The organism is Olsenella phocaeensis (assembly GCF_900120385.1).
In the GTDB taxonomy this organism is placed as follows: Bacteria; Actinomycetota; Coriobacteriia; order Coriobacteriales; family Atopobiaceae; genus Olsenella_I; species Olsenella_I phocaeensis.
In genome coordinates this window covers 1,432,250-1,454,996 of record NZ_LT635494.1, presented here as the reverse complement: position 1 = coordinate 1,454,996, position 22,747 = coordinate 1,432,250, and the positions used below count along the sequence as shown (strand labels likewise).

Annotated in this window: 23 protein-coding genes and 1 pseudogene; 14 read left to right on the top strand and 10 right to left on the bottom strand. The window is 66.3% G+C overall.

The annotated features are described in order from the left end of the window. Window positions 1–554 precede the first annotated feature (554 nt). Complete coding sequence (locus BQ7388_RS07080) at window positions 555–1,589, top strand: DMT family transporter (protein ID WP_083558312.1); 1,035 nt, start codon at window positions 555–557, stop codon at window positions 1,587–1,589. 160 nt (window positions 1,590–1,749) lie between these two features. On the opposite strand, the gene BQ7388_RS07075 is transcribed toward BQ7388_RS07080, so the two are convergent. Both BQ7388_RS07075 and BQ7388_RS07070 read right to left on the bottom strand, forming a co-directional pair. Further along, entirely contained in the window at window positions 1,750–2,199 is a 450-nt protein-coding gene (locus BQ7388_RS07075) for a universal stress protein (RefSeq protein ID WP_062530582.1), read from the bottom strand. Between the two features lie 139 nt (window positions 2,200–2,338). Next, window positions 2,339–3,139 (bottom strand): MurR/RpiR family transcriptional regulator, encoded by an 801-nt coding sequence (locus tag BQ7388_RS07070; protein WP_072500117.1) that lies wholly within the window; start codon window positions 3,137–3,139, stop codon window positions 2,339–2,341. A gap of 222 nt (window positions 3,140–3,361) precedes the next feature. Between BQ7388_RS07070 and BQ7388_RS07065 the strand changes: the two genes are divergently transcribed. The 9 genes and pseudogenes from BQ7388_RS07065 to BQ7388_RS07025 all read left to right on the top strand — a co-directional run bounded on the left by BQ7388_RS07065 (window position 3,362) and on the right by BQ7388_RS07025 (window position 12,392). Beyond that, window positions 3,362–4,687: a family 4 glycosyl hydrolase gene (locus tag BQ7388_RS07065; protein ID WP_072500484.1), complete on the top strand. Its 1,326-nt coding sequence runs from the start codon at window positions 3,362–3,364 to the stop codon at window positions 4,685–4,687. 131 nt (window positions 4,688–4,818) lie between these two features. Continuing rightward, entirely contained in the window at window positions 4,819–6,384 is a 1,566-nt protein-coding gene (locus tag BQ7388_RS07060) for a PTS transporter subunit EIIC (RefSeq protein ID WP_072500116.1), read from the top strand. A 2-nt stretch (window positions 6,385–6,386) separates the two neighbouring features. Then, on the top strand, window positions 6,387–6,866 hold the full coding sequence (locus tag BQ7388_RS07055; RefSeq protein ID WP_062530587.1) for a PTS sugar transporter subunit IIA: 480 nt from the start codon (window positions 6,387–6,389) through the stop codon (window positions 6,864–6,866). A 168-nt stretch (window positions 6,867–7,034) separates the two neighbouring features. Further along, a pseudogene (locus tag BQ7388_RS13510) lies at window positions 7,035–7,843 on the top strand (undecaprenyl-diphosphate phosphatase). Between the two features lie 339 nt (window positions 7,844–8,182). Beyond that, on the top strand, window positions 8,183–9,175 hold the full coding sequence (locus BQ7388_RS07045) for a glutamate ABC transporter substrate-binding protein (protein WP_072500115.1): 993 nt from the start codon (window positions 8,183–8,185) through the stop codon (window positions 9,173–9,175). A 110-nt stretch (window positions 9,176–9,285) separates the two neighbouring features. Continuing rightward, the gene (locus tag BQ7388_RS07040) at window positions 9,286–9,945 is read left to right on the top strand and encodes an amino acid ABC transporter permease (protein WP_062530593.1); all 660 of its coding nucleotides are present in this window, start codon (window positions 9,286–9,288) and stop codon (window positions 9,943–9,945) included. Then, window positions 9,942–10,793: an amino acid ABC transporter permease gene (locus tag BQ7388_RS07035; protein WP_009278750.1), complete on the top strand. Its 852-nt coding sequence runs from the start codon at window positions 9,942–9,944 to the stop codon at window positions 10,791–10,793. Before BQ7388_RS07040 ends, BQ7388_RS07035 begins: the two co-directional genes overlap by 4 nt. 155 nt (window positions 10,794–10,948) lie before the next feature. Beyond that, the gene (locus tag BQ7388_RS07030) at window positions 10,949–11,710 is read left to right on the top strand and encodes an amino acid ABC transporter ATP-binding protein (protein ID WP_072500114.1); all 762 of its coding nucleotides are present in this window, start codon (window positions 10,949–10,951) and stop codon (window positions 11,708–11,710) included. Between the two features lie 214 nt (window positions 11,711–11,924). Next, entirely contained in the window at window positions 11,925–12,392 is a 468-nt protein-coding gene (locus BQ7388_RS07025) for a low molecular weight protein-tyrosine-phosphatase (protein ID WP_072500113.1), read from the top strand. A gap of 219 nt (window positions 12,393–12,611) precedes the next feature. Here BQ7388_RS07025 and BQ7388_RS12345 read toward each other — a convergent pair whose 3' ends face one another. Then, window positions 12,612–12,797, bottom strand: coding sequence for a hypothetical protein (locus BQ7388_RS12345; RefSeq protein ID WP_234946945.1), 186 nt, complete (start codon window positions 12,795–12,797; stop codon window positions 12,612–12,614). On the opposite strand from BQ7388_RS12345, the gene BQ7388_RS13375 reads away from it, so the two are divergent. Then, entirely contained in the window at window positions 12,744–13,112 is a 369-nt protein-coding gene (locus tag BQ7388_RS13375) for a CatB-related O-acetyltransferase (protein ID WP_327196102.1), read from the top strand. The genes BQ7388_RS12345 and BQ7388_RS13375 overlap by 54 nt on opposite strands. Before the next feature lie 35 nt (window positions 13,113–13,147). On the opposite strand, the gene BQ7388_RS07015 is transcribed toward BQ7388_RS13375, so the two are convergent. The 3 genes from BQ7388_RS07015 to BQ7388_RS12335 form a co-directional block, all read right to left on the bottom strand. Then, window positions 13,148–13,504 carry a nitrous oxide-stimulated promoter family protein gene (locus BQ7388_RS07015; protein ID WP_009278754.1) on the bottom strand — a complete coding sequence of 119 codons (357 nt, stop codon included), beginning with the start codon at window positions 13,502–13,504 and terminating at the stop codon, window positions 13,148–13,150. A 95-nt stretch (window positions 13,505–13,599) separates the two neighbouring features. Then, window positions 13,600–14,781, bottom strand: coding sequence for a cation diffusion facilitator family transporter (locus tag BQ7388_RS07010; protein ID WP_009278755.1), 1,182 nt, complete (start codon window positions 14,779–14,781; stop codon window positions 13,600–13,602). After that, the gene (locus tag BQ7388_RS12335) at window positions 14,774–14,923 is read right to left on the bottom strand and encodes a hypothetical protein (protein ID WP_009278756.1); all 150 of its coding nucleotides are present in this window, start codon (window positions 14,921–14,923) and stop codon (window positions 14,774–14,776) included. Before BQ7388_RS12335 ends, BQ7388_RS07010 begins: the two co-directional genes overlap by 8 nt. A gap of 173 nt (window positions 14,924–15,096) precedes the next feature. Here BQ7388_RS12335 and BQ7388_RS07005 point away from each other — a divergent pair, with 173 nt between their 5' ends. The 3 genes from BQ7388_RS07005 (at window position 15,097) to BQ7388_RS06995 (ending at window position 18,577) form a co-directional block, all read left to right on the top strand. Continuing rightward, on the top strand, window positions 15,097–15,426 hold the full coding sequence (locus BQ7388_RS07005) for a hypothetical protein (protein WP_062530603.1): 330 nt from the start codon (window positions 15,097–15,099) through the stop codon (window positions 15,424–15,426). Continuing rightward, a complete protein-coding gene (locus BQ7388_RS07000) occupies window positions 15,423–15,839 on the top strand; it encodes a type II toxin-antitoxin system VapC family toxin (RefSeq protein WP_072500111.1) in 417 nt (138 codons plus the stop codon). The genes BQ7388_RS07005 and BQ7388_RS07000 overlap by 4 nt, the downstream gene beginning before the upstream one ends. Before the next feature lie 89 nt (window positions 15,840–15,928). After that, window positions 15,929–18,577: an ATP-dependent helicase gene (locus tag BQ7388_RS06995; protein ID WP_082719515.1), complete on the top strand. Its 2,649-nt coding sequence runs from the start codon at window positions 15,929–15,931 to the stop codon at window positions 18,575–18,577. A gap of 20 nt (window positions 18,578–18,597) precedes the next feature. Here the strand turns inward: BQ7388_RS06995 and BQ7388_RS06990 are convergent, their stop codons facing one another. The 4 genes from BQ7388_RS06990 to BQ7388_RS06975 form a co-directional block, all read right to left on the bottom strand. Further along, a complete protein-coding gene (locus BQ7388_RS06990) occupies window positions 18,598–19,299 on the bottom strand; it encodes a 5'-methylthioadenosine/adenosylhomocysteine nucleosidase (protein WP_062530605.1) in 702 nt (233 codons plus the stop codon). A 454-nt stretch (window positions 19,300–19,753) separates the two neighbouring features. After that, entirely contained in the window at window positions 19,754–20,731 is a 978-nt protein-coding gene (locus BQ7388_RS06985; RefSeq protein WP_072500110.1) for an acyl-CoA synthetase family protein, read from the bottom strand. 891 nt (window positions 20,732–21,622) lie between these two features. Beyond that, a complete protein-coding gene (locus BQ7388_RS06980; protein WP_072500109.1) occupies window positions 21,623–22,108 on the bottom strand; it encodes an S-ribosylhomocysteine lyase in 486 nt (161 codons plus the stop codon). 184 nt (window positions 22,109–22,292) lie between these two features. Further along, on the bottom strand, window positions 22,293–22,745 hold the full coding sequence (locus BQ7388_RS06975; RefSeq protein WP_234946938.1) for a mechanosensitive ion channel domain-containing protein: 453 nt from the start codon (window positions 22,743–22,745) through the stop codon (window positions 22,293–22,295). Window positions 22,746–22,747: the final 2 nt, after the last annotated feature.

Below are 22,747 nucleotides of genomic sequence, written 5' to 3'. Positions count from 1 at the left end.
AGGTCGGCCACGTTGGTGGAGGCCACCGGGTACATGGTCTTGTCGGGGAAGGTGATGGCGTTGAGGAAGGTCTGCATGGAGCTCTTGATCAGGTTGACGAAGGGCTCCTTGACGGGGTAGCGGTCGCTGCCGCAGAGCACGGAGTGCTCGAGGATGTGGAAGACGCCCGTGTCGTCCTTGGGTGGGGTCTTGAAGGCGATGGAGAAGGACTTGTTGTCGTCCGGGACGGCGAGCCACATCAGGCGCGCGCCGCTCGCGTCGTGGCGCATGACGTAGGCGGTGCCCCCCAGCTCCTCCAGGGGCTCGACCGAACGGACGGTGAACCCGGCGTGCCGCGTGCCGGGCGCGCGGCTGGGGTCGGGCGTGGGGAAGGGAACTCCGCTCTTGCTTGCTGGCATCTTCTCTCCCTCGTTGCCGCGGTCTCGGCCGCGGGCGTCTGTGGACCGCATAGACTTCCGATGTGCTTAACTTACCCCGCCCGCCGCGTTGTAAGCTCAGCAGGCAAAAGCTTGGGACGATTCTGCGCGTCACGTGGCGTGCGACGGAGGTCTGCGGTGGGGAAAGAGGCAAAGGGGAGCGTGACGGCCGTCGACGGGGGAGCCGCCGCGGACGGCGCCTGCGGGCGAGAGGGCCTCGCATCCGGTGCCGCACGGGCATCCGTCGGTGCCGTGGCGGCGGGCGTTCGCAGCCGTGCCGGCGCTGCCGACGAGGACGCGAGGCGCAAGGTCAGAGGGACGCTCCTCACCCTGGCGGGCGGCACGCTCTGGGGGCTCAACGGCACGCTCTCGAAGCTCCTCATGGGCAGCTACGCCGTGGACCCGCTCTGGATGGTCTGCGTGAGGGAGCTCACCGCCTGCTGGCTCTTCCTGGCCATGGCGGTCCTGGGCTCGCCCGGGCGCCTGGGAGGGCTCCTGCGCGACCGTCGCTCGCTGCGCGGCGTGGTGGGCGTGGCCTTCGGCTCCATCCTGCTCTCACAGGTCGCCTACCTCGAGGCCATCGACTGGACGAACTCCGCCACCGCGACGGTGCTCCAGAGCCTGAACGTCGTCATCGTCATGCTGGTGGTGTGCGTGCACGGGCGCAGGAGGCCTCGCAGGAGGGAGCTCGCGGGAGTGGTGCTTGCCTTCGGGGGCACCTATCTGGTCGCCACGGGGGGCAACCCAGCCACGCTCTCGCTGCCGCCGGAGGGCCTCGCCTGGGGCCTCGCCTGTGCCGTCGCCGCGACGATCCTGGACATCCAGCCGCTCGAGCTCATCCGCCGCTGGGGGAACTTCGCCGTGAACGGCATCGCATTCCTCGTGTCTGGCGTGGCCCTCTCGCTGGCGTACCGACCCTGGGAGCACATGCCCTCCCTCGACGGCATGGGCTGGCTCATGGTCGCCGCCTCGGTGGTGCTGGGGACCTTTGGCGCCTATGCCCTCTACCTGCAGGGAATGAAGGAGGTGGGCTCCGTTCGCGGCTCGATGCTGGGCACGGTCGAACCCGTGGTTGCCACGCTGAGCTCGGTGCTCTGGCTCGGGGTGGTGTTCGGGCCGGCTGAGCTCGCCGGCTTCGCCATGATCATCGCCATGGTCTTCCTTACGGCGTAGGGGGGAGGGGATTCTCTCCTGGAAGAGGTGGGGGGCGGTCCGTCTCCGCCGGTGGCATGGCATGCAGAACTCGCCCGAGACGGCGACTTTCTGCCAACTCGGGCGAGTTCTGAACGATTCCGTGTCGGGACCCTTGCGACCGGCCGAGCCTCCTGCCGGCCTACTTGATGACCAGCGTGTCGCAGCTGGCGCTCCTGGTGAGGAAGGTCGAGATCGAGCCCAGGAGGGCGTACTTGATCGATGAGAGCCCGCGTGCGCCGCAGATGATGAGGTCGGGATGGATGACGTCGATCATCTCTTCCTTCAGGGTCTCGCGGATGCGTCCGGCGCGCACGATGACCTCGACGCGCTTGATCTGGCCCTCCGCCTCGGCCTCGGCCACCTGGTCGGCGATGGACGCGCGGAAGTCCTCCTCCAGCGTGGCCACGAGCCCCGTGGGGAAACTCCCCGCCGCCTCGAGCGCCGTGGCGTCGATGACGTGGCCTATGTAGAGCTCGGCGTTGTTGTTTGCCGCGACGATGATCGCCCGTCGCAGCACCTCCCCCTGCTGCTCGGTTCCGTCCAGGGTGACGAGGATCTTGTCGTAGCCCAGGTCCTGGTAGCTTGCCATGGGAACACCTCCAGAGGACGAATGGCACGTTTCCTGGAGTGTACCCGCGGGCGCGGATGGCACCCGCGGCCACGCTGCCGTCGGCCCCTCTGGTGGCGTGGGCGGCGTCCCGGCCTCTGTAGGCGAGAGGGACGCGCCCCTAGGACAGCAGCCCCTCCGACATGGGGTCCGTGCGGCCCTCGTCCGAGGCGGGCCCCTCGCCTCGCGAGGTCACGCGCGCGAAGAGCCGCTCGAAGATGACCTCCATCACGTAGTAGAAGGCCAGGCGGCTGTTGAGGTCCATGTCGTCGTAGGTGATCTGGCGGTCGACCGCATAGAGGGCGTGGTCGGCCAGGGAAGCCAGGCGGTTCTTCGAGAGGCCCGTGAGCGTCACGACCCTCACGCCGCGCGCCTTGGCTATGAGCGTCGAGTCGATCGAGACGCCGGTCTCGCCGCTCACGCTGACGGCGAAGAGCAGGTCGTTGCTGCCCAGGAGCTTGGCGGTGTGGGTCATAACGTGACGCTCCCTGAGCACCTCCGCATGCTTTCCCAGGATCTTGAGCTTGCTGCAGAGGTCCTCGCAGGGCAGGACCGAGAGGCCCGAGGCGAAGAAGACGACCTGGTCGGCGGACTCGATGGCATCGACGACCTCCTCCACGAGGCGGTCGTTCAGGAGCTCGCGAGTGCGGACGATGGACTCGTCCAGGCTGGTCCGCTCGATGGTGAAGTTGCGCTCCTCGAGCGAGACGAGATATGAGGATTTCATCTCGTTGAAGCCGGAGAAGCCCAGCTTGTGAGCAAGCCGGGTGATCGCGTTGGGCGCCACGTAGAAGTGCCCCGCGAGCTCCTTGGCGCTGAGCTGCCGCACGCGGTCCTTGGAGGCGACCACGTAGCGCAGGATGTCGGTCTCCATGCGATTGAGCTTGAGCGAGTTCTCCCTCACCGCGTCGTAGAACCTCATGTCGTCTCCCGTCGACGAGCGCGCTCGTGTATTCCTACACACGATTGTGTACGTATACCAGATGCGTGGCACGCGTCCAAACGTCGTGGTCAAGGGCGCTTCCGGCAGATGCCTCCTGTACAACGTTGCCGACGGGAAGGACGGTCGCCAAATCCCGGGAGGCGACGGCCCGGCCCCTTGGAAGAGAAGGCGCAACTGAGCACAGAGAGGCCAGTGATCCTCATGAAGGACAAGCTCAACATCGTCATCGTCGGCGGCGGCTCCACCTGGTGCCCCGGCATCCTCAAGTCCCTTACCAAGCACCAGGACATCTTCCCGCTCAGGCGCGTTGTCATGTTCGACACCGACGCCGAGCGCCAGGCCGTGATCGGCGACTTCGGCAAGATCCTCTTCCGCGAGGAGGCCCCCGGCGTCGAGTTCGACTACACGACCGACAAGGACGTCGCCTACGAGGACGTCGACTTCGTGCTCTGCCAGATTCGCACCGGCGGCTACGACATGCGCTCCAAGGACGAGAAGATCCCCCTGTCCATGGGCCTGATCGGCCAAGAGACCGTCGGCGCGGGTGGCATGGCCTACGGCATCCGCTCCATGAGCGACATGATCCAGATCGTCGAGGACGTGCGTGCCCGCAGCCCCAAGGCGTGGATCATCAACTACACCAACCCCGCGGCCCTCGTCGCCTACGGCCTGGCACGCGTCTTCCCGGACGAGAGGCGCATCCTCAACATCTGCGACCAGCCCGTCAACCTGCTGCGCTCCTATGGCAGGCTCCTGGGCAAGGACCCCAGCAACTGGGAGCCTACCTACTTCGGCCTCAACCACTTCGGATGGTTCACGCACCTCTATGACGAGTCCGGCCACGACCTGGTGCCCGACATCAAGGAGTACACCAAGAAGTTTGGCTTCAAGCCCGTCGACGCCGAGCAGCGCGACCAGTCCTGGCTCGACACCTACGCCATGGTGGCTGACATGCTCGACGACTTCCCCGAGTACCTGCCCAACACCTACCTGCAGTACTACCTGTACCCCAAGTACAAGGTCGCGCACCTCGACCCCAACTACACCCGCAGCGACGAGGTCATAAACGGGCGAGAGAAGCGCGTCTTCGAGGAGTGCCGCCGCGTGGCGAAGGTGGGCACCGCCCAGGGCTCGTCGGTCGTCCAGAACGACGCCCACGGCGACATGATTGTCGAGGTCTCCTCCGCGATCTACCGCAACACCCGCAAGACCTTCATCGTCATGGTGCGCAACGACGGCATCATCAAGGACTTCCCTGACGACGCCCAGGTCGAGGTCGCCGCGAGCGTGGGCGTCAACGGCCCCGTGCCGTACGCGGTGGGCAAGATCGACACCTTCTACCACGGTCTCATGGTGAACCAGTACTCCTACGAGCGCCTGGCCATCGAGGCCTACCTCGAGCACTCCTACGGCAAGGCGCTTCAGGCGCTCACCCTCAACAGGCTCGTCAACGACGGCAAGGAGGCCCGCAAGGTCCTCGACAAGCTCGTCGAGGCCAACGAGGGCTACTGGCCCGAGCTCCACTAGGGGCCTTGGGCAACGGTGGGGCGCGCCGTCAGGGTCGCGTCCCGCACCATCAGGGGAGCTGCGAGCGGCGACGCGCGCGACAGGGGCCCTGCCCGGGCGCGCCGCCCCCGCACAAGGAAAGGCAGTTGGCTATGAACAAGGAAGAGGCACTCGCCAAGTTCCAGCGGCTCGGCAAGGTGCTCATGACGCCGGTCCTGATCCTGCCCATCGCGGGCATCTTGGTCGGCCTGGGCAGCGCCTTCACCAGCAAGTCCCTGCTCAACGTGGCGCCTTGGCTGGGCGCTGCGGTGCCGGGCATGCTCTTCTCGCTCTGCAAGGTGGCGGGCAACGTGGTCATGGGCAACATCCCCATGCTCTTCGCCATCTGCGTGGCCTACGGCTTCGCCAAGTCCGAGAAGGCCACCGCGGCCCTCTGCGGCTTCATCGGATACATGACGATGAACGCCGTCATGGGGACCTTCCTCACCAAGCTGGGGACCATAGACCCCAAGAATCTGGCGACCGGCCAGGCGGCCATCCTTGGCACCGTCACGCTCGACACCGGCGTCATCGGCGGCCTCGTCGTGGGCGCGCTCGTGGCCTGGGTCCACAACCGCTGGTACAAGATCGAGCTCCCACCCGTGCTCTCGATCTTCAACGGCACGCGCTTCATCCCCGCCGCCACCATCGCCTTCTGCAGCCTCCTGGGCATCGTGATGTCCTTCGTGTTCCCGCCCATCCAGGCCTCGCTCGGCGCCCTCAGCGCCTTCATCCGTAGCGCGGGTGCCCTGGGCAGCTTCGTCTATGGCTCCTGCGAGAGGCTGCTGCTGCCCTTTGGCCTCCACCACTTCGTGTACCTGCCCTTCATGTTCACCAACCTGGGCGGCAGCCAGACCATCGACGGCAACGCGGTGAGCGGTGCGGTCAACATCTACAACGCGATCGTCAGCTCCAACGACAGGAGCTTCGACATCGAGGTCTCGCGCTTCGTCATGAACGGCAAGGTCGTCTTCGCCATGTTCGGCCTGCCCGGTGCCGCGCTCGCCTTCTGGCGCACCGCGCTTCCCCAGAACAGGCGCAAGGTCGGCGCCCTCATGGTGGCCTCGCTGATCCCCTGCGTCTTCATGGGAATCACCGAACCCGTCGAGTACGCCTTCCTCTTCGTCGCTCCCGTGCTCTTCGTCGTGCATGCCATCATGGCGGGCCTCGCCTACGCCCTCACCTACCTGCTCAACTTCAACGTGGCGGGGTCGACCGCCTTCGGAGGCCCGTTCCTCTCGCTCGTGTTCAACGGCATCCTGGGCAGCGCCAAGGGCTCCAACTGGTGGGTGATCCTGGTCCTCGGCCCCATCTACTTCGCCGTGTACTACCTCTCGTTCCGCTTCCTCATCCTCAAGCAGGACCTCAAGACCCCTGGCCGCGAGGACGACGGCCAGGACGTCAAGGAGGTGGCCAGCGCCGGCGCGCCGAGCTCCGAGCTCGTGGAGAGGATCGTCGAGGCCGTGGGCGGGCCCCAGAACATCGGCAACGCCGACGCCTGCTTCAGCCGACTCCGCCTCATGCTGGTCGACCCCTCCGCGGTCGAGCCTGACGAGTACTTCACCAAGGAGCTGGGCGCCCACGGCATAGTCCACGTGAGCGGTGGCGTCCAGATCGTCTATGGCAACAAGGCGTCGCTCTATGCCACGCAGATGCGCGAGATTCTGGAGATGGAGTAGGGATGGGGCTCTTCGACCTTTTTTCGGGCAGGGGCGGGGTGCGCGTCCTGAGCCCTGCGGCTGGCGAGGCGCTCCCGCTCTCGAGCTGCTCCGACCCGGTGTTCGCCCAGGGGATGATGGGTCGGGGCGTGGTGCTCCTGCCCAGCGAGGGACGGCTCTGCTCGCCCGTGGACGGTAGCGTCGAGGTGGTCTTCGACACCCTGCACGCCATTGGCATCAGGTCCGACTCGGGCCTTGACGTGATGCTCCATGTGGGCATCGACACCGTCGAGCTCAATGCGGCGCCCTTCGTGGCGCACGTCAGGGTGGGCGACCGCGTGAGGGCGGGACAGCCCCTGCTCGATGCCGACCTCGATGCCATCCGGAAGGCGGGCAAGAGCACCGAGACCGTGGTCACGGTGACGGACGCCGACGACCGGCAGGTCAGCGACTTCGCCTCCGGCAGCCTGCGCCGCGGGGACGTGCTCTTCTCCGTACGCTAGCCCTGGCTACCGCAGCAGACATGAACGGCTCCGGCATGCACGTGGTGTCGGGGCCGTTCGCGTTTCTCGTGGTGAGAGGCCGTCCCGGCGCCCGGCATGTGCCGGCGCTGTCATAGTTAGCCCGAACGCTCGGGGTCCGTCCCGGGAACCGCGTCGTGGGGAGGGCCCATGGATCTGGTCGAGTATCTGAAGGCCGCGCTCTTCGGTCTGGTCGAGGGGGTCACGGAGTGGCTTCCCGTCTCGTCCACAGGACACATGCTGCTGCTCCAGCAGTTCGTGAGCCTCGACGTGTCCGTCGACTTCTGGAACATGTTCCTGGTCGTGATCCAGCTGGGCGCCATCCTCGCCGTCTGCGTGCTCTACTTCGGCGAGCTCAACCCCTTCTCGCGCGAGAAGGACGCCGCGCGACGCAGGGCCACCTGGTCGCTGTGGGCCAAGATCGTCGTCGCCTGCCTTCCCGCCGCGGTCATCGGCATCCCCCTCAACGACTGGATGGAGGAGCACCTGGGCGGTCCCTTCGTGATCGCCGGTGCCCTCATCGTCTATGGCATCGCCTTCATCGTCATCGAGTCCGGGCGAGAGAGGCGTGCCTCCGCGCTTGCCGCCGCGGGTGGGGCCGGGGCTGTCATGTCGGCTGCGCGCCGCGCTNAGGCACGTCTCGCTCCGGCTCCACCATCATCGGCGGCCTGATCTTGGGCTGCTCCCGCAAGGTCGCGGCGGAGTTCACCTTCTACCTGGCCATCCCCGTGATGTTTGGCGCGAGCGCCCTCCGACTCGTCAAGTTCTTCCTCAAGGGCAACGGATTCGCGCCCAACGAGGCCATGGTCCTCGCCGTGGGGTGCGTGGTGGCGTTCGTGGTCTCCCTCGCCGTCATCCGCTTCCTCATGGGATACATCCGAAGGCACGACTTCCGGCCCTTCGGCTGGTACCGCATCGCGCTGGGCGCGGCGGTCATCGCTTACTTCCTCCTGACCTAGGGCCAGGGGAGGGGGCGCTCGCCCCTCTCGCCTTGCCTGCCCGTCGCGAGTCTCTGCCCCGGCCTTGGTCCCATCAGACCTGCCCGGGGCACATTTTTTGCCGCATCGTCGCGGATGGCGGCGTGAGATGGCGGCTCGACTTTTCAGGGGACGCGTCCGCGACCCTGAGCATTTTGATGAACAGGGGGTAACGGCTGTATAGGACGGCACCCCTTGGGGGTATCGTAGCTGAAGCTTATTCCTACCCGTCAAGTATGATTAGCTTTGCTACCTTGCCCGTGAGGGCAGGAGTGCGGGAGGGCATCATGCCCGCGCCCGCCCAAGGAGAAAGGCACCACCATGAAGAACGATGCTACCAAGCGCACGCCCTTCGCGACCCGTCGCCAGGCCCTCGGCCTGGGCGTCGGTGGGTTCGCGGCCCTCGCGCTCGCCGCCTGCAGCCCCGACGACGCCAGCTCCAGCAATGGCGCCAGCTCCTCCGACGCCTCGGCTGACGCCACCCCCGTCGCCATCGACGCCACCGCCTACGACAGCCTGATCGCCTCCGGTGCCGTCGCCGACGACGCCACCGTCCAGGCCAGCAGCTGGGCCAAGGCCATCAAGGACGCCGGCAGCTTCCGTGTGGGCACCACGCGCACCTCGACCCTCTTCAGTCTCCTCAACGAGACGGACGGCAAGCTCCGCGGCTTCGACGCGGGCCTCTCGCAGCTCCTCGCCCGCTACATCCTGGGCGACGAGTCCAAGATCGAGGTCACCCAGGTGACCTCGGACACCCGCGAATCCGTGCTGACCAACGGCCAGGTCGACGCCGTCTTCGCCACCTACTCCATCACCGACGCGCGCAAGAAGCTCATCTCGTTCGCCGGCCCCTACTACACCTCGCAGCAGGGCATCCTCGTCAAGGCTGACAACACCGACATCAACGGCGTGGACGACCTGAAGGGCAAGAACGTCGCCGCGCAGTCCGGCTCCACCGGCCCCGGCGTCGTCGCCGAATTCGCGCCCGAGGCGAAGGTCCAGGAGTTCAGCACCGACGAGGAGGCCCGCGCCGCCCTCGAGCAGGGTCGCGTCGACGCCTACGTCATCGACATCACCTTGCACTACGGCAGCGTCGCCAAGAACCCGGGCAAGTACCGCATCGCCGGCGACCCCTTCGGCCCCGACGACCCCTACGGCATCGGCCTGCCCCTCGACTCCGACGGCGTCGCCTTCGTGAACGCCTTCCTCAAGAAGGTCGAGGACGAGGGCACCTGGGCCAAGCTCTGGCAGATCGCCATCGGTGACCGCACCGGTGTCGCCTCCGCTCCCGAGGCCCCTGCCATCCAGGCCTAGCCCGAAGCGGACGGGACGGCCGCGGCGAGTCGCCCACGACATGAACCTTGGCAACGGGGCCTTCGTGCGTTCCCTGCGCGCGATGGCCCCGCTGCGGTAAGGAGAGGCACATGGGGCTCTCTGAGCTTCTTACCACATATGGCGACGTCTACCTGACGGCGTTGCTCACCACCTGGAAGATGACTGCCGTCTCGTACGTGGGCGCGATGGTGCTCGCGCTGGTGGTCACCGTCATGCGCGTGTCCCCCATCAGGCCCCTGCGCGTCGTGGGCGACCTCTACGTCCAGGTGTTCCGCAACATCCCGGGCGTCTCGCTGGTGATCATTATCGTCTACGCGCTGCCCGTCCTCAAGGTCGTGCTGGACTATGGGCCAAGCGTGGTCATCGCCTGCGTGCTCCTGGGATCCGCCTTCGGCTCCGAGAACTTCATGAGCGGCATCAACACCATCGGCGTGGGGCAGATCGAGGCGGCACGCTCGTTGGGCATGGGCTTCGTCCAGATCCAGCGACAGGTCGTGATTCCCCAGGCGCTGCGCTCGGCGGTCCTCCCCATGACCAACCTGCTCATCGCGGTGATGCTCACCACGGCCCTGGGATCCCAGGTGCCGCTGAGCCCCAATGAGCTCACGGGGGCAGTGTCGTACATCAACACGAGGTCCACTGGCGGCATCCTTGCCTTCGCCATCTCGGCCTTGGGCTACGTGCTGACCGCCGTGGTCATCGGCTTTGTCGGAAACCGCATCGACAAGAGGGTGAGGATCGTCCGATGAGCTCCCATACCGATACCATGTCCATGAGGGACGCCCTCTTCGAGGCGCCCGGCCCGAGGATGCGCCGCAACATCCGTGTGGGCACCGCCATCTCCCTTGTCCTCGTCGCCGTCGCGCTGGGGCTCGTCGTCCAGCGCTTCTACCTGACAGGCCAGCTCGCCGCCAAGTACTGGACCTTCTTCGGCCAGGCGTCCACCTGGGCCTTCCTGGGTCGCGGCTTTTTGGGCACCATCCAGGTCGCCCTGGTGGCGGGCGTCATCGCCCTGGTGCTGGGTCTCGTGCTCATGCTGGGAAGGACCAGCGCCCTGAGGCCGGTCGCGCTCGTCTCGCGCGTGGTCATCGACTTCTTCCGCGGCGTGCCCAGCCTGCTTCTGATCTACTTCTTCTTCCTGGTCGTTCCCCAGTACGGCATCAAGCTCTCGTCCTTCTGGATGATCACGCTGCCGGTGGGGCTTGCCGCCTCGGGCGTGCTCGCCGAGGTCTTCCGCGCGGGCGTCAACGCCGTGCCGCGCGGCCAGGTCGAGGCGGCCATGTCGTTGGGCATGAGCAAGCACAAGATCACCTTCAAGATCGTGCTGCCCCAGGCCATCCGCTTCGTGATTCCCACGCTCATCTCGCAGCTGGTGGTCGTGGTCAAGGACACGACGGTCGCCTACGTGGTGAGCTACCCCGACATGCTGCAGAACGCGCGCGTGCTCATCACCAACTACGACGCGCTCGTGAGCACCTACTTCGTGATCGCGATCATCTACATCCTGCTCAACTACCTCATCAACAAGGCGTCTGTTGCGGTGGCGCGCAAGACGGGGACCAAGATCATCTCGCGCACGAGCACGGCCGCCGTGTAGGGAAGTCGCCGGTCGCGCGGACGTCGTGGCAGCTCGTCTGTCCAAGTCCGTCGGAGCGAAGCGAGCGGACGCATCCCATGCAGGCGAGAGCCACGAACCATTCCCTGCCGCGATGCAGGGCAAAGAACCAAACGCAACGTCGATCGGAGACACAGATGGCCACGGAAGAGACCAGCATCCAGCTGCCCGTCATCGAGCTGGACCACGTCAACAAGCACTATGGAGACCTCCACGTCCTGCGCGACGTGAGCCTCAGCGTAGAGAAGGGCGAGGTCGTCGTGGTCATCGGGCCCTCGGGCTCCGGCAAGTCGACCCTCTGCCGCACCATCAACCGGCTCGAGACCATCGACGACGGCCGGATCCTCATCGAGGGTCGGCCGCTTCCCGAGGAGGGCCGCGATCTTGCCGCCGTGCGCGCCGAGATCGGCATGGTGTTCCAGTCCTTCAACCTTTTCGCGCACAAGAGCATCCTGGACAACGTGACCATGGGGCCGGTCGAGGTGCTGGGGAGGCCCCGCAAGGAGGCCGAGGCCGAGGCGATGGAGCTCCTGAGGCGCGTGGGCGTGGCCGAGCAGGCGCAGAAGGTGCCGGCCCAGCTCTCGGGCGGGCAGCGGCAGCGCGTGGCCATCGCGCGCTCGCTGGCCATGCACCCCAAGGCCATGCTCTTCGACGAACCCACGAGTGCCCTTGACCCCGAGATGATCAACGAGGTCCTGGACGTCATGGTCGAGCTCGCCCGCCAGGGCATGACCATGGTGGTGGTCACGCACGAGATGAACTTCGCTCGCCGCGTGAGCGACCGCGTGGTCTTCATGGCCGACGGCCAGATCGTGGAGGAGGGGAGCCCGGCGGAGTTCTTCGACCACCCGCAGTCCCAGCGTGCGAGGGACTTCCTGGACTCCATCAAGGGACACTAGGGGAGAGCTGCGGAGGTTCGGGCCGAGGGGGTGGTCCTCTTGGCTGTCGGCCCTGACCAGAGGGGGCGCCTCTCTCGCCCGCTTCTCCTTGTGTGCTTGAGCCAGCTGCGGACTTTGCCAAAAGGGAGGTCCGCAGCTGGCTGCGGTGCTTGCTACCATCCAAGGGTGCTTTGTGGGACTACATCCGGGCAAGGCAAGACTGACGAGGAGACCCATGACCAGCATCCTGTTCATCTGCCACGGCAACATCTGCCGCTCGACCATGGCGCAGTACGTGATGGAGCAGCTCGTGCGCGACGCGGGGCGCGAGAGAGACTTCCTGGTCGACTCCGCGGCAACCAGCCGCGAGGAGATAGGCAACGACGTCCACCCCGGCACCCGCAGGAAGCTCGCGCACGAGGGTGTGCCCTGCGGCCACCATCGCGCGCGCCAGGTCACGCGCGCCGACTACGCCACCTTCGACCGGCTGGTCATCATGGATGAGGAGAACCGCCGCGGCCTCTCGCGCATCATCGGAGCGGACTCGGAGGGCAAGGTCACGAAGCTCCTGGACTGGACAGGCGAGAGTCGCGACGTCGCCGACCCCTGGTACACAGGCGACTTCGACACCACCTACCGCGACGTGACCACAGGTTGCGAGGCGCTTCTCGCTCAGCTCTCCCGCGATGGCCAGACACGCTGACGAGAGGCATCAGGGCGGCAGACACTTCCATCTTGCCGGCACGGCAGAGGGTGCTGGAAGAGCAGAGAGGACGGAATCCTGCATGGACGTCAGAAACAAGAACATGCTGATACTGAGCGAGCAAAGGCTGGCCGATAACATCTCGGTCGGGAAGTACTCCTACTACTCGCTGGACGACGACCCGGACACGGTCTTTGACCGGGACGTCGTCCATTACAACTATCCCGGCCATGGGAGCCTGAAGATAGGAAGCTTCGTCTCGATTGCGGTGGGCGTGGAGATAATCATGGGTGCGGCGAACCATGCGATTGATTGCTTCTCGTCCTTTCCCTTCAACCAGGTGAGCCTGGATTGGGCGCGCAGGACGACGATCGAGAAGAAGGACATGCCCGACAGGGGCGACACGATCATAGGCAACGACGTCTGGATCGCTGGATCGGGCGTCAGGCGACCATCATGCCGGGCGTGCGCATCGGGGATGGGGCGATCATCGGCGCGCGTGCCGTGGTGGCCAAGGACGTTCCCGCATATGCGGTTGTCGTGGGCAACCCCGCCAAGGTCGTCAAGTTTCGCTTCGAGGACGAGACCATCGAGTTCCTCGAGGCCCTAAGGTGGTGGGACTTCAGCGACGGGCAGCTGGACCGTGCGATCCCCTATCTGACGAGCCTGGATTTGGATTCGAGTCGAGATGCCTTGCTTGCGATAAAGGTCGGCTCGTAGTCAGGGCGATCGGAGGAGAAGGGAGCGCCTCTTGCTCAGCTCGCCTGAGCGCGCCTGGCGCGCCACGCCGCAGCCATGGTCTCGAGTGCGTGATGGATGGCCATGACGGGGTGGTGCAGGAGCATGCGGGGCCCCGCCCAGCGCATCACCTCGCGGATCTGTTCCGCACGCGCCGGGGCGTAGCAGTGCGTGGGGCACTGCGAGCAGAAGGTCTTCGTCGCCATGTGGGGGCAGCGAGCTATGCGGGCGAGCGCGTAGTCGAGCAGGTCGGCGCATTCGTCGCACAGGCCGTCACGCGAGCCATGGAGCGCATGGCAGCGCAGGGCGATCATCTGCGAGACGACCTCGGCCTCGCGTCGGCGCTTTCTCTCGACCTTTTCGTCCTTGCCCAATTCGGCCCGCCCGTTCCGTCGCCCGACGAAGTCATTCGTTGAGTCCATTAGTCAAGACTAACTTCGGGGTCGCGAGAGCGCAAGCCGAGGGGGCGCTACTCCTCTGAGGCGGGGGAGACGTAGCCCGTGTCGATGGTGAGCTCCACGTCCGCGCCAGGCACGCGCCTGCGCACGATGGCCTCGACCGCCTGGCGCAGCTCGTCGTCCGAGATGTCCACGCCGTCCGGCTTCCTGCAGTCCAGTCGCACGCGCATGAGTCCCCGGTCCCGCCAGAAGTCCACGTCGTGGACGCTCAGGCGCCGGTCGAGCCCAGCGAGCTCGCCCGAGACCCAGTTGCGCAGGTCATCGCTGCCGACCTCGGTCTCGATGGGGTCGCAGTGCAGGATGATGCGCAGGTGCTCGTCCTGAAGCAGCTCCCGTTCGATCCGGTCCAGGACCAGGTGGCTCTGCCGCACGGTGGCGTCCGCAGCCATCTCGACGTGGGCACTGGCAAACTGCCTTCCGGGACCGTAGTCGTGAATCAGCAGGTCATGCGTGCCCAACACCCCCGGATATGACATGATCCTCTCGTACACCCGCTGCACCAGCTCGGCGGAGGGCGTCTGGCCCATGAGGGGGTCCACGGTGTCGCGCAACAGGCCGATGCCGCTCGCCACGATGAAGGCGGCGACGGCAAGTCCCGCCCAGCCGTCCAGGTCGCGTCCGCTTGCCGCGGAGGCGAGCGAGGCGAGAAGGACGGCCGAGGTGGCGATGACGTCATTCCTGGAGTCGACGGCCGTGGCCTCGAGCACGCCCGAGCCGATGCGTCGGGCGAGCGACCTGTTGAAGCGTGCCATCCACAGCTTTACCACGATGGAAAGGAGCAGGATTCCCACGGTCACCAGGTCGAGGCCGGGGGCCTGGGGGGCGAGGATCCTCTCCACCGAGGAGCGGGCGAGTTGCACGCCGACGGCCACGACCAGGACCGCCACCACCATGCCAGCGAGATACTCGTAGCGGCCGTGCCCGTAGGGATGGCCCTCGTCGGCAGGGCGGCTGGCGAGCTTGAAGCCGATGAGGCTCACCACGTTGCTCGAGGCGTCGGAGAGGTTGTTGATGGCATCGGCGACGATCGAGACGGAGCCCACCACGACGCCGACCATGCCCTTGGAGAGGCAGAGCAATACGTTGAGCACGATGCAGGTGACGCTCGAGAGCCTGCCGTAGCCCGAGCGCACCGCTGCCGACGAGGTGTTGTCCGCGTCCCTGACGAAGGTCCGCACCAGCCACTCAGTCATGGCCCTCCTTGTAGTGGGATGTGGCGGCCACGACATGGGCCAACGTTCGTCCCTCGACGAGAAGCTCGCAGGTTGCGCCTATGGCCATGCGCATGACCTCCTCGTCGTCTACGACGGTGTGGAGAAGAATCTTGTGAGACACCCGCTACCTCCTGACTCGACCGCCGCTCTGGAGTCCGTGGGCTTGCGATGCCCGGTAACGTGGAATGGTACCCCGAACCCGTCTTGGCGAACGGCATGCCGCCAATCATGTCTTTCTGGCTTTCTCACCATGCTAGTATGGATGCGTGACGCATGCAAAACGAAGGAGATAAGATGCCAGCCGTACAGGTGAGGGAGATGCCCCAGGACCTCTACGAGAAAGTGGCGGAGGAGGCGCGGCTCGAGCGCCGCTCCTTGGCGCAGCAGATGACAGTGATCGTCGAGGAGCACTTCGCAGAGGGGCGTGTCCTCCGTGAGCGGAACCGCCACATCGAGACCCCCGAGCTCGAGAGCCTAGGAATCCGCATCGAGGGGAATCGCGAGGAGCGCAGGGCGAGGCGCCGGCTTGTTCTCGAGAGGATTCGCTCGCGCGTCTGCTTCGAGCTCCCGGATGGCTTTCCCAACGCTGCGGAACTCGTGAGAGAGGACCGTGATACCCGATGATCGTGCTGGATTGCTCGGCGGCCGTGGAGATTGCCCGAGACAGTGCTGAGGGCAGGGCGCTTGCGGGACTGATGCATGAGGACGAGACCATTGTCGCGCCCTCCCTCCTGCTGGTAGAGGCGAGCAACGTCGCCTTCAAGTATTTCCGGGCGGGGCTGCTTGACAGGGCTGGTGCCCTGGCGCTTCTCGAAGACTCTCTCGCGCTCGTGGATGGCTTCGCGGACATGGCGGTGCTCGCCCGTGAGGCGCTGGGCGAGTCCATGAGGCTGGGCCATCCCGCCTACGACCTCTTTTACCTGGTGCTCGCTCGTAGGCTCGGGGCAACGCTCTTCACCTTGGACAAGGGGCTCCTGTCACTTTGCGAGGAGTGTGGCGTCGACACTGTGCACGAGCTGCCGACTGACGGGGAATGAGGCCAACCGTGCGGATTGGGCATGGGGTTTGCCAATGTGTCCGGGGCGGGGGTTAGACTCTTACGGACGCCACCGACCTCAGGAGTGCAATGCCCAGCTTCGACGAGTTCCAGACCAGCCTCTTTGGCAGTGACCTTACGACCGCGCCCGTGCCCACGATGCCGGCGCATCCCGCCCGGCCCGATGCTGCGACAGCCCCCGTGGCTGCCGATGCGGCCCGTGCCGCGGAAGAGCCCGCCTGGGTCCCGCCCGCGAACCCCCGCGCCGCGCAAGGCGGCGTGGACCTCGCGGGCCTCAACCCCGCCCAGCGCAGGGCGGCGGAGTGCACGAAGGGGCCCCTGCTGGTGCTCGCTGGTGCGGGGTCGGGCAAGACGCGCGTCCTCACCTTCCGCATCGCCCACATGATCCAGGACGAGGGGGTGCGACCCTGGCAGGTCCTGGCCATCACCTTCACCAACAAGGCTGCGGCCGAGATGCGCGAGCGCCTGGGCAAGCTCCTGCCTGGTGGTACCCGCGGCATGTGGGTCTGCACCTTCCACGCCATGTGCGTGCGCATGCTCCGCGAGGACGGCGAGCGCCTGGGCTACCGGGGCAACTTCAGCATCTACGACGACGACGACTCGAAGCGCCTGGTCAAGTCCATCATGTCGGACCTCGACATAGACCAGAAGCAATGCCCGCTCCCCGCCATCCGCTCGCTCATCAGCAAGGCGAAGAACGCGCTCGTCTCGCCCGACGAGATGGAGGCGCAGGCCAAGTCGCCCGTCGAGCGCGCGGCCGCTCGCGTGTACCACTCCCTCGAGCGCCGCCTCGCCCGGGCCAACGCCATGGACTTCGACGACCTCCTGGTCAAGACCTTCGAGCTCCTCTCCAAGTATCCCGAGGTGCTCGACTCCTACCAGGAGCGCTTCCGCCAGATCAGCGTGGACGAGTACCAGGACACCAACGGCGTGCAGTACGCCATCACCAACCTCCTGGCGCGCAAGTACAAGAATCTCATGGTCGTGGGCGACGACGACCAGTCCATCTACTCCTGGCGCGGCGCCGACATCCAGAACATCCTGAGCTTCCGCAAGGACTACCCGGGGGCCACGGTGGTGAAGCTCGAGCAGAACTACCGCTCCTGCGGCCACATCCTGAGCGCCGCCAACGCCGTGGTGCGCAACAACTCGCGTCGCGAGGCGAAGCGCCTGTTCACGGATGGTGGCGATGGCGAGAAGATCGAGGTCTTCCAGGCCTCCGACGAGCGCGACGAGGGACGTTGGATCGGCTCCGAGATAGAGAAGCTGCACGACCAGGGCACCAGCTACGACGACGTGGCAGTCTTCTACCGGACCAACGCGCAGTCGCGCATCCTCGAGGACATGTTCCTGCGCGCGGGCGTGCCCTACAAGATCGTGGGTGGCACGCGCTTCTTCGACCGCGCAGAGATCCGTGACGTGATGGCATACCTCAAGCTCGTCGTGAACCCCAACGACGACGTGAGCGCCCTGCGCGTGGTCAACACGCCGAGGCGCGGCATCGGCAGCACCTCGATCCGCAAGATCCAGCAGTACGCCGCCGAGGAGGGCATCTCGTTCTTCGCCGCCGCGGAGGCCTGCGTGGACGAGCCTGGCATCGTGGGCGCAAAGGCCCGAGGCGGCCTCGCCCAGTTTACCGGTGCCATCGAGGTCGCCCGTCACTTCTCGGGCGACCTGGGCGACGTGGTCCAGATGATCGTGGAGCGCTCGGGCCTCATAAAGGCGCTCGAGGCGGAGCAGACGGTCGAGGCGGACAGCCGCGTAGAGAACATCAAGGAGTTCTTCGGTGTCGCGCAGGAGTTCGACGAGACTCACGACGACGTCACCGAGACGTTGGAGAGCCTGCGCCAGCTTCGCGAGGCCGGCGCCCTCGACCTCGCCGGTGCCCCTGACGTGTCGGCGGACCAAGCTCCCGCAGCTGCCGTCTCTCTGTCCTCTGACAGTGAGTCGCCTTGGCGAGCGAGCGAAGCGAACGTCGAACTGCCAGAAGACAGAGAGATGCCACCTGCAGCCGCGGAGAAGCTTCCCGTCCTCATGGAGTGGCTCGCCCTGCGCTCCGACCTCGACTCCCTGGCGGGCCAGTCCAGCGCCGTCACCATGATGACCGTGCACTCCGCCAAGGGACTGGAGTTCCCCGTCGTCTTCGTGGCCGGCCTCGAGGAGGGCATCTTCCCGCACCGTGCCCATGAGGGGGACCCCGAGAGCATCGAGGAGGAGAGGAGGCTCGCCTACGTCGCCATCACGCGTGCGGAGAGGCGGCTCTATCTCACCTATGCCGCGACGCGCAGGACCTTTGGCTCGGTCTCGACGAACCCACGCAGCCGCTTCCTGAACGAAATTCCCGCGGAGGACGTCCATGCCACCGGTGTGGGCTCCTCGGGCTTCAGCGGCGTGGGCTGGGAGAAACGTGGCGACCGCCATGGAACCTACGGTTCCGGACGTGGCTCGGAGGTCTACGGAGGGCACGTCTTCGGCTCGCGGACCCGTTCGACCGGAGGCTCTCCCGCGGCCCGTCCCACGGGTCCTGTGCCGATCCAGCGCGACCGCGCGAAGGCGGCCGAGAGCTTTGCCCCCGGGGACCGCGTCTCTCACAAGACCTTTGGTCCCGGCGTCGTGAAGTCCGCCTCGGGGGACACGATCGAGGTCTTCTTCAGCCGGACGGGCAAGACAAAGAAGCTGATGAAGGGCTTCGCTCCCATCGTCAAGATCGAGGGCTAGCAGCTCAGGCGCCCAGCAGCTCAGGCGCCCAGCAGCTCGAGGGTCTTTCGCACGATTGCCGCGCAGTCGTGGGCGGCCTTGCGCTCGAAGCTGGGGTAGTCCTGCTGTGCCGAGCCGTCCGCCTTGTCGCTGATCGCACGCACGATGGCAAAGGGGATGCCGTTCAGCCAGCAGGCATGCGCGATGGACGCGCCCTCCATCTCGCAGCAGTCGGCCTGGAACTCTTGGACGATGTGGTCCTTCTGGCTTTGGCCGCTCACGAACTGGTCGCCCGAGGCGACTCGTCCCTCTATGCAAGAGATGCCCAGGTCAAGTTTGCTTACGGCGCGAGCCACGGCAGAGACGAGCCCCTCGCTTGCCGGGAAGGCCACGACGGGGAGGCCGGGCACCTCTCCCTTGGCGTATCCCAGCGCGCTCACGTCCATGTCGTGGTGGACGGCGTCGTGCGAGACGAGGATGTCTCCGATGTCGAGGCGGGCGTTGAGCGAGCCGGCGACGCCGGTGTTGATGACGTGCGTGACGTCGAAGCGGACCGCCAGGGCCTCCGCACAGACGGCTGCGTTGACCTTGCCCACGCCGCAGCGCACCACCACGACGGGAACACCTTCGAGAGTGCCCTCGTGGAACTCCATACCCGCGAGACTCGTGACCTCGTCGTCCGCGATGCCCGCGACGAGACTCTCGACCTCGACCTCCATGGCGCCGATGATTCCGACCTTCATGTGCGGCTCCTCCCTGCCATGCCGTGCGATTTGGCTTTCTTGTGCTCCATTCGTCGACGTCACGGATTCTAGGCCTTCGAGCGGAGTTTCGTACGAGCGTCCGGGGCTGCCGGGAGCGCCCAGTGCGTGTTGGCAGTCACCGACGACGTCCGACGCGCGCCATGCGCTACTGGTTACGCCCGACGCGCGCCATGCGCCATCGGCGGCGTCCGGTGCGTGCGAATTTCGCTCGACAACGTCGAACGCGCTTTGCGGCAATCGCCCAACTGGGCAAACGTGACGCTCTCGGGCGCATTGGACGCTTTCGGCTGCATTCGGCACACGTTGGGCGCCGTCGGCGGTACACGGCACGCATCGGGCGCCGTCGGCGGTACACGACACGCGTTGGACGTCGTGGGGAGAAACTCGCGCGTGTCCGACGTTACGGAACGACGCTCGTGCGCGCTGGGCGTCGTCACCCGTGCTGGAAGCCCGGACGTCGTGGTATGCGAAACGAATCCAGGAGGCGCTCGAAGTAGTCTGCGTTGCAGACGTCCGCGAACGAGAAGCGAACGACCCTTGCCGACCGCGTGAGCCTCGACTCCCTCAGCCTCTCTGCCGAGAGCAGCTCGACGGCGTCTCGTCCCTGCGTCATGGCCGGATCGACGTACTTCTGCCGTCCGTCGAGTTCACCGACGACCATGCTTCCGTCCGAGAGCCTCCACAGGAAGTCGACGCGGCTACCTTTGCCAGTGAGAGGGTCGACGAACTCCACCTGCAGTTCAGGTACGACGAAGCCGAGCTCTATCATCCGCGCACGGGCGATTGACTCGCCACCACTCTCGGAACGGGGGTCGGCATGCGAGAGGGTGAGACGCGCCTGCCTGATGCCGCGCCGTCCGGCGCCAAGCCGGCCGAGGGCCTTGTCGAGTGAGTCCGTATGCGATTCCAGGCGCCGCAGCGTCGCGTCAGCTACCGCCAGACCGTCTCCGAAGTCCATCGAGAGAAGGCAGTCGACGGCACTTCGCTCCAGGGAGGTCACCCTGATGCCCGAGGCGAACGTCGTTTCTCCAGCATCGGTGGCGTGCCATCGCACGAGGCCGCGGGAGTGACGCCCGCTGCCAAGGTGGCAGACGTGTACGTGGGAGAGCTGTCGGTGGGACACGGGGAGGCCGTGAGCGAGTGCGGCGGTCGCGTCGCAGAAAGTCCAGTCAGGGTGCATTGCGCCGAGGGAGCGTGCGAGCCTCAGCTGTTGCTCCCCGATTCCAAGGGACTGCCATAGCTCGCTGCGGACGAAGACCCCCGGATAGGGGCTGTGCAACATGCCACTGTGCACGAGCCGTCCCATTGCCTCCCTGTCGGTTCTGCCGAGCATGCAGGCGAAGCGTCCGTCGCGATCCGCCTCGTCGAGCCGCGCGTCGATCCTGTTGAGGAAGTCCTCTCTCCTCGGCATGGCCCGTGTCCCCTTCACAACGTGTGATGCCTTTTTCTGGTCGGTCAGGCCCTGGGACTTGCCATAGGACCGTAACAACCACCGTACGTGGGGCACGCGCGGATTTAGGATACGGAATAAAACGTGCTTGCACGAGACTTGCATGCAGCTTGCACCAGACTGGTGTGCGACTTCGTGAGCTGCGGAAAGGCCAGGCTGAATGATGCGTGGCGTTCCTTGGCAAGGGAGGGTGGCGAGAATTCCGTGACGCCCGCCGTCCAAAGACGACCGCTGACGGTGCCCGGCGCTCGCCGTGGTGCCGTCGGCATGTTGTGAGTGTTTGCCACCTGCGCTTTCATGTGTCGTTCGGTCAAAAAGTGTCAGTCATCGTCGGCGCTCGGTGCGCATGAGGCAACTGACTGTGCTCAACGCGCGCCGCGCGCCGCCGAAAACGCCCGACGCGCGCCGCCCCCAACCGAGAGCGTCCAGCGCGTCTTATGTTCCACTGACGGCGCCCGATGCGTGCCGTGTACCGCCGACGGCGCCCAACGTGTGCCGAATGCAGCCGAAAGCGTCCAATGCGCCCGAGAGCGTCACGTTTGCCCAGTTGGGCGATTGCCGCAAAGCGCGTTCGACGTTGTCGAGCGAAATTCGCACGCGCTCGACGTTATTGGTGACGTATGGCGCGCGTCGGGCGCAGTCGGGTGATGCTTACGCGTGCTGGACGTAGTCGATGCAGCGAGGCACGCATTTGACGTTGCGAGGGCGATGCTCGCGCGCGTTTGACGTAGTGGCGGATGAGAGGCGCGCGCCGGACGTAGTGGCAGCCGAGAAGTGCGCACTGGGCGTCCTGGGAGGCATGACTTGAGCGCAGGAGACGGTCGAGTGCGCAATCTCCGGTGGCGCCAGGTCCTACGCTCCGGTGGGATAGCTCATGTGAGCCTCGTCGATGCCGCGCAGCGTCCCCTCAAGGTAGCGCCGTGCCCACCAGTGCGCCTGTGCGAGGTCGCTGTCGTGCCAGTTGCCGCACTCCTCGGGTCGGGCGCCGGGCACCTCGCCCTCGAAGCCCTCGATGAACTCGAAGAGCCTCGTCACCAGGCCAATCACGTCCTTGGACTCGAGCAGGCCAAAGAGCAGCAGGTAGAAGCCAGTGCGGCAGCCCATGGGCCCGAAGTAGACCACGCGGTCGGACCACTCGGGATCGTTGCGCAGGAAGGTCGCGGCGAGGTGCTCGACCGCGTGCGCCGCGGCGGTGTCCATCGGCGGTTCCCGGTTGGGCGCGGTGAGGCGCAGGTCGAAGGTGGTCACGTCCACGCCCTGCCACGAGTCCACGCGCGACACGTAGACGCCCGGCTCGAGCGTGAGGTGGTCGATCTGGAAGCTGGCGATCTTCTCCATGCTTGTCCTCCTTGCCGGGGTCGCGCCCACGGCTGCGATGTCGTTTCCAGCAGATGATATGCCAGGTGAGAGCGACGCGTCAGGCAAGGGCAGAACATCAGGCGAGAGTGGCGTGCGGCCTTCGCCGCGGCCTCCTGCCTACGTCATGCGTCGCGGGCGTCAACATCACCATGGCTCACAACGCCTAGGCCTGCCCGACCTCGGCCCGCGCGAGCCAGGCACGCCTCGCCAGCGCCCGCGCCAGGGTGTCCACGGCGGCCGCGGGCACAACGTCGTCGCGCACGTGGAGGTGCACCACGCCCCGTGCGCCAAACGGCGTGAGCTCCCCGAAGGTCAGCTCCACGTCGAACTCCGGGTCGAGCTGCCCTGCGAGCAGCGTTTGGGCCAGCCCGCGCACCTCCTCCGTCACGGCGTCCAGGTCCGCGCCCGGCGCGACCACGAGCGGCAGGTCGGCCACGGTCACCTGCCAGCGGGTCCTGCGCGTCAGCGCCGTCTTGTTGAGCACCGAGTTGGGGATGAGCTGGAGCTTGCCGTCCCGCGCGCGGACCATGGTGGACCTCCAGGTCACGTCCACCACCTCGCCCGAGATGTCACCGACGGTCACCTGGTCCCCGGGCCTCACCACGCGCGCCACCATGA